The following is a 6730-nucleotide window of genomic DNA, read 5'->3' as shown; positions in this document are numbered from 1 at the left end:
CCTTCGTCGGATCCGCCTCTGCGGCGAGATAGCGCCGCTTCCAGACCGAGTCAAGGTGGAGCGGCTGGACGCTCACGAATAATCTCCGGACTGTGGCATCCGTTGCGTTGCCCCGGGCCATGCCGAATGACGACTTGGCACAGCTCTGGAGCCGCGGGCCCGGTTCGCCTGGCTCGAGCCCCGGCGCCGCGAGATCCAGCGTCGCAACGATCGCCGCGATGACCTGGCGGACATGGTCAGGACCGATCTACCCGTCCAGCGACACGGGAGCAACGTCACCCGGTCCCGACCGGGTCGCTGGCGCTCAGCTTCGTGGCCGGCAGCCTGCTGGTGCTGGCCGGCATCGCGCTGGTTGGCAGGCTCAGGGGCGGGTCATGACATCGCTGGCGCGCAGGGGCGGGGCGCATCGTGGCGACAGCCGCCGAGCCCGCCGCGCGGCCCCACAATCCGCTGCATGATGTCTCGACCCATGCCCGATGACCGCGGCGGCAAACCGTCGCCACGCGCCGCAGTGCTCTGGCTGACCGGCCTGCCCGGTGCCGTCAAGTCCACGATCGCACAGGCGGTGTGCCGCCGGCTGCGCGCCGCAGGGCAGTCGGCGGTGCGTCTCGTCGGGAGACCGGCATGACGGGCCCCGTGTCGAGCCCGAGCGCCGAGACGGCGAGCGATCCGCTGAGCGGGCTGACGCCTGCCGAAGCGCAGCAGCTGCGCCGCGCCATGCAGGCGCTGCAGGCGGGCGATCGCAATTACGCGGCGCAGCTGCTGCTCGATCTGGCGCGCAGCGCGCCCGATCACCCGGAGGTCTTGCGCCTGCGCGCGGTCTGCCGTGCCGGCGACGACGACTGGGAAGGCGCAACGCAGGACCTCGCGCGCGCGCTCGCTCAGCGGCCCGGGGACTTCGACCTCCGCTCGCAGCTCGCGGCCGCGCAGGAGCACGCGCACGACCACGCTGCGGTGGTCGCGACGCTGCGCGAAGGCGAGGCACACGCGACTACATCGGCCGACTGGCTGGGGCTGTCGTTCGAGCACGACAACGCCGGCGAGCCGGCGGCGGCGTACGGCGCCGTGCAGCGCGCCGTCGCGCTGGACCCGGCGGCGCCGCTCGCCCGGCTGCAGCGCGCACGCTGCGCAACGGCGCTCGGCCATGGCGATGTCGCGGCCTCGGATTGCCGGCACCTGATCGCGCGCGGCGAGTTCGTCGCGCATGCGTGGTGGACTTTGGCCGACCTGAAGCTCGTGCCGATGACCGCCGATGAGCTGGCGCAGCTCGAGGCGAAGGCCTCCGCGCCGCCGGCGACGATGCCGGTGGAGGAACGGCTGCTCCTGAGCTTCGCCCTCGGCCACGGGCTGGAGAGCGCGGGCCGGCACGCCGACGCGTTCCGGGTCCTGTGCGCGGCGAACGATGCGGCACGTGCGTCGCGGCCGTGGGACTCCGCGGCGTTCGCGCGCTACGTCGACACTATCCGCACCGCGTTCGCCGGCGCGCCGCCGCCGCCGCAGGACGGGCCGGGGCGCGAGGTCATCTTCCTCGTTGGACTGCCGCGGTCGGGGACGACGCTTGTCGAGCAGATTCTCGCGAGCCACTCGCAGGTCGAAGGCGCGAGCGAGCTGCCCTACCTGCCGCAGCTGCTCCACGACGAATCTCGCCGGCGCGGCAAGCCGTTCCCGGCCTGGGTCGCCGACGCCAGCGACGCTGACTGGCGGCGGCTCGGCGAGGCCTATTTGCGGGCGAGTGCGCGCTGGCGTGCGGCCAAGCCGATCGCCACCGACAAGCTGCCCGAGAACTGGCTCTATGCCGGCGCCGTGCTGCGCATGCTGCCCGGGGCTCGCATCGTCGACTGCCGCCGCGACCCGGTGGAGACCGCATGGTCCTGCTACAAGCAGCTCTTCGGGCCGGGCATGGTGCACTTCACCTACAGCTTCGACGGGCTCGCGGCGTACTGGCGCGCCTACGACGCGCTCGCCCGCTTCTGGGCCGAGCGCTACCCGGGCCGCTTCGTCTTGCAACGGTACGAGGACCTCGTCGCCGACCCGAGTGCCGGCATCCACGCGCTGCTCGCCGCCTGCGGCCTCGACTTCGAGCCGGCCTGCCTGCGCTTCCACGAGACGGCGCGCGCGATCCGCACGCCGAGCTCGCTGCAGGTGCGCCAGCCGATGCGCGCCGCGTCGACGCCGGCACAGCGCTACGGCCTGCTGCTGGACCCGCTGCGCGATCGTTTCGCCGCGACAGGGGGGTGATCGGCCCGGCCACCGACGACGACGTCACAGCGCCTGACGCTGAGAGGGGATGCGCCTCACGTTCGACCAGGCGCGCAACGCCTTGCTCGTCGGCGAGGCACCGGCTACACGGCAACGGTGCGGCCGGAGCCGGGCGTGTGCGCCCTGTTGGCATCGGGCTTATGGCCTAGCAGCGCCAGCATGTAGACCCTCCAGTCGCCCCTCATCTTGGCTGAGATCTCGGTGGGCGTGCGGTTGACGTCGTGATAGCGCGGCATGGCGACGCGGCCCGCCGGCAGCGCATCACACTCGTGACCCTGTCCCAGGTTCCCGTACCGTTCGGTAACAGAATGGACCGGCATGAAGAGGCCCTGGAAGGGGTCAGGAGTTCATGCCATGAGGAAGAGCAATTTCACTGACCAGCGGATCGCGTTCGCACTCAGCAGGGCGAGGTGCTGGGGGTCAGTTCTGGATGTCGCTTGACTTCGGTGGCTCGGTCCATGCTCACGGCATCGAATGCTTGTTCGTCCGAAACGCTGTGTGGGTATCCAGTTTTTGCTGGCAAGAGGCGCCAGTTTTACCCCGCACCGTCGTCGGTATCTCCATCGGTACTGGCGGTACCTGCCTCGTCGGCGAACGGAGCCGGAACGTCAACTGGCAGCTTCGGGGTGCGGCCGTAGCCCGCTCCGCGAGAAACCGTCTGCGCGACCTGCGCAAGCCATTCCTGCAAGCTGCTAAGTAGACATAAATAGACATTAAGCGCGACGAAGTCTATTCTTGCATACTTCTATGAGACGTCGAGACCCGTCCGCCGAGCCTTACGAAGTCACCCAGTTTGTGGCTGAGGTGGGCGCGCGTGTTCGATTGATGCGGCTAGCTAGGGGTTTGACTCAAGCCGAGCTGGCCGAGCGGGCCGACATCAGCCGCCTCACCCTCATGTCTATCGAGGCTGGTGCCCTGTCTTCCCGGTTCGTCGACGTCGCGCGACTGCTGTGGGCCCTCGACGACGTGAGCCTGCAAACCGCCATGGCGGCCGCTGCACAAGACCCTGCCTTCCAGGAGGCGGCTCGTAGCAACCTGCCGCGCTTCTCGTCGCGTCGCAAGAAGGCCTCGCCATGACTCGTCGCGCCCCGGTCTTTAGGTGGACGGTAAACCCGCAAACGCAGGAGCGGTGGCCCGCGCGAATCTCTTGGCGGCCGGGAAGCAGCTTGCGGGGCTCGAAGAAGCAGCTGCCTGGGCAGTCGTAGAGCAGACCACGACCTACGTTCGCGCCAACTGGCGCCGTGTGTTTCTCAAGCACAGCGAACGGCATGCTGATTCTCGGCCGGACGACTGGGCAAAAGTCTTCGAGCACGACTGGCTCAAGCCCTGAGCCCGGCGGCCTTTGAATGAGTAACCGCCGTCATCGCATTGAGCGTCGGCATCTCGCACTGACAGCTCAGTGCTCGTTGTGAGCTAGCGGCAAGTTCGCATGTGCGATGCGAACTCGTGCGAACTTCAGCGCCGGCTCTTGCTCGCGTTAGGGTCGATTACGGAATGGCCGCCTCGTCGGCCAGAACCACTCGTAGGGGCAGGGGCCCTGTGACCCGAAGGAGAAATCTTGGCCAAGAAAATGCCCCCCGAGACCGACTGGTCTGCGGAGGGCACTCATCGAATCAGCTCGGTGGCGTCAACACGCTGAGCCACCGGCTAGCCCCGAAGGGCCCCTCGCTTTGCGAATGAACGCTTAGAACGAGTACGTGCCGCGCACGTAGTAGGTGCGGCCGGCTGCGTTGGCGTAGCGCGAATCCCAGCCGCCGGCCTGGAACAGGTCGGCCTGGTTGGTGAACGGCGGGTCGCGGTCGAACAGGTTGCGAACGCCCAGCACCAGGGACGCGCCCTTGATGGGCGACCAGCTGCCGTACAGGTCGGTCGTCGTGAAGGCCGAGACGTGGTTCGTCGGGATGAAGTCCACGTAGCCCGACTTGTAGTGGACCGCGGTGCCCAGGGCGAAGCTGCCCAGGCTCCAGTTGGCCGTCAGGTTGTGCTGCCACTTGAAGACCGGACCGGAGCCGACATAGACGCCGACGTTCTGGTTCCAGGCACCACCTTGGTAGTCCTGGTACTCGTACTTGTTGACGAAGGTGCTGTTCAGCGAGAAGTCGAACTGGCCGATGCTGGAGCGCAGGCGGTACTGGGCGCTCAGGTCGATACCGTTGGTGTTGGTGCCACCCAGGTTCTGGTTCAGCTGGTCAACATAGCCGCACTTCGTGCCAGGGCAGTTGCTGGTGATGGACAGCAGGTTGCCCGGCTGGGCGAAGTGGAAGTACTGCTGGAACTGCTGGTAGTTCGAGAACAGCGTGGACTGCGGCAGCGTCGAGATCGCGTTGGTGATCTTGATGGCCCACAGGTCGATGCCCAGGCTCATGTCGGCCATCGGCTCGAACACGGCACCCAGCGTGTAGCCCTTGGACTTCTCGGGCTTCAGGTTGGTGTTGCCGCCGGTCAGGACCTGGAACTGCGTGGAGCAGTTCGCACCGGAGGACGCGCCAGGGATGGCGGTGCCGCCCGGGCAGTTGATCGGGTTGTTGAAGTTGCCGGCCGTGTTGGTGTAGGCCTGCGAACCATACAGCTCGAACAGCGTGGGGGCGCGGAAGCCGGTCGAAGCGGAGCCGCGGAACAGCATTTCCTTGCTGGGCTGGAAGCGGAACGACAGCTTGGGATTGGTGCTGTTGCCGAAGTCGCTGTACTTGTCGTAGCGCAGCGAGCCGGTCACTTCCAGCATCTTGTTCACCGGCACGTTCAGCTCGCCGTAGACGGCCGACACGTTGCGGGTGCCCTTGGCGACGAAGTCCGGATCCAGGCCGGTCGAGGCGGAGACGAGCTTCGCGAAGTCCTTGTTGGCCGCGGAGATGAAGTCCTCGTGGCGGCGCTCGACGCCGACGGCGACCTGCGACGCACGGCCGGCACCCAGCCAGTCACCCAGTTCACGGCTGGCGGTGATCTTGAAGATGTTGACCTTGCCGGTGGCGGTCTGCAGCTTGCCGTTCAGGGCGGCCTTTTCCAGCAGCGCGGTGCCGGCAGCGGATTGGGCGCCGAAGGGGTTGATGACGCCTTCCAGCAGGCCTTCACCGATCATGTCGCCGTCGCCGTAGCCGCCGACCAGGTTCTGGTCGACGGTGTTCTTGTTGGCGGAGAACTTGACCGAGTAGTCCCAGTTGGCGGCATTGCCGTCGGCGGACAGCACGATGCGGCTTTGCTTGTTGTCGTTGCGCTGGGAACGCGAGCCGTTCGGGAAGTCGCGCCAGAAGACGTAGACGAAGCCCGGCTGAACGGCCACCGGGTTGGCGAAGGCGGAAGAAGGGCTGAAGGGCTTCGTGCCGGCCGAGCCGTCGTCGAAGGTCGGGTCGACGTGGGCGGTCGGGAAGTAGGGGTTCTTCTGACCATTGGGCATGGTCGGGTTCATGTAGTAGCCGCCGTAGGGCACGGGGGCGATGCGCGTCGTGACCTTGTTCTGGGTCATGAAGGCTTCGGCGCCGAGTTCCAGCGAGTCGCTGACGCGCAGGGTGCCCTTGATCATGCCGGAGGCCGTGTCCGACTTGGGCGCGAAGTCCACGAAGTTGGGCGTGACGATCTTGCACTGCGTGCCACCGGCGAACGGGATCAGCGCCGTGCCCGAGCAGGTCGGGGCAGCCGGGTTGTACAGCTTGCTGAAGTCCTGGGTGTAGTTGGCCGGGTCGGTGCTGTTGGACAGGCCGCCGACGATGCGCTTGTTGAAGCCGCGCTCGTTGCCGGCGATGGCGTCTTCCTTCTTCACGCTGAAGAAGCCCAGCACGTTGAAGCCCTGGCTGGCCAGGTCGCCGAAGCCGAAGCCCACGTTGCCGCTCTTGGCCTTGCCGCCGGCATGCTTGGGCGAGTCATAGCCCAGCGTGATGGTGGCGCCGTTGTAGCTCTTCTTCGTGATGAAGTTGATCACGCCGCCGATGGCGTCCGTACCGTACAGGGCCGAGGCGCCGTCGCGCAGCACTTCGATGCGGTCGATCGCAGCGAAGGGAATCATGTTCAGGTCGGGGGCCGAGCCGTCGACCGCGTTGTTGGCGATGCGCTCACCGTTCAGCAGCACCAGGGTCTTGTCGGCGCCGATGCCGCGCAGGTCGGCGAAGGATGCGCCGCCGCTGCCCGAACCGATGGACTGGGCCGCGTTGACCGACGACTGCACGCCCGTCAGGTTGGCCATGATCTGTTCGACCGAGGTCACGCCGGCGTTGCGCAGGTCGGCCATCTTGACGATGGTGACCGGCACGGCCGACTCAGCGTCGATGCGCTTGATCGCGGAACCGGTGACGGTCACGCGTTCGATCTGCTGCGGCTCGGCCTGTTGGGCCCAAGCGCTGAAACCGCCGACGGTCAACAGGACCGCGGCGGCGATTTTGGTTTGCTTATGCATCACTGCTCCAGAAAAGATTGGCAAGCGGGTGTGTTGCCAAATGGGTCAGCCAAAAGACAATCCGCCCGGTCGGGCGGTGGCTGGGGC

5 protein-coding genes are annotated in these 6730 nt (G+C 67.1%); 3 read left to right on the top strand and 2 right to left on the bottom strand.

The annotated features are described in order from the left end of the window. Window positions 1-232: 232 nt before the first annotated feature. Window positions 233-628: an adenylyl-sulfate kinase gene (locus AC07VX_RS19725; RefSeq protein WP_495119434.1), complete on the top strand. Its 396-nt coding sequence runs from the start codon at window positions 233-235 to the stop codon at window positions 626-628. Beyond that, complete coding sequence (locus AC07VX_RS19720) at window positions 625-2238, top strand: tetratricopeptide repeat-containing sulfotransferase family protein (RefSeq protein WP_493165810.1); 1614 nt, start codon at window positions 625-627, stop codon at window positions 2236-2238. The genes AC07VX_RS19725 and AC07VX_RS19720 overlap by 4 nt, the downstream gene beginning before the upstream one ends. 104 nt (window positions 2239-2342) lie before the next feature. Here AC07VX_RS19720 and AC07VX_RS19715 read toward each other — a convergent pair whose 3' ends face one another. Further along, window positions 2343-2495: a hypothetical protein gene (locus AC07VX_RS19715; protein ID WP_493165812.1), complete on the bottom strand. Its 153-nt coding sequence runs from the start codon at window positions 2493-2495 to the stop codon at window positions 2343-2345. Between the two features lie 511 nt (window positions 2496-3006). Here AC07VX_RS19715 and AC07VX_RS19710 point away from each other — a divergent pair. Continuing rightward, complete coding sequence (locus tag AC07VX_RS19710; protein ID WP_493165813.1) at window positions 3007-3336, top strand: helix-turn-helix transcriptional regulator; 330 nt, start codon at window positions 3007-3009, stop codon at window positions 3334-3336. Between the two features lie 607 nt (window positions 3337-3943). On the opposite strand, the gene AC07VX_RS19705 is transcribed toward AC07VX_RS19710, so the two are convergent. Next, window positions 3944-6643 (bottom strand): TonB-dependent receptor, encoded by a 2700-nt coding sequence (locus tag AC07VX_RS19705; protein WP_493165816.1) that lies wholly within the window; start codon window positions 6641-6643, stop codon window positions 3944-3946. Between the last annotated feature and the right edge of the window lie 87 nt (window positions 6644-6730).

Source organism: Roseateles sp. GW821-FHT03B02 (assembly GCF_059421025.1).
The sequence above is the reverse complement of the archived record's forward strand: the minus strand, read 5'-3'. Positions and strand labels throughout refer to the sequence as shown.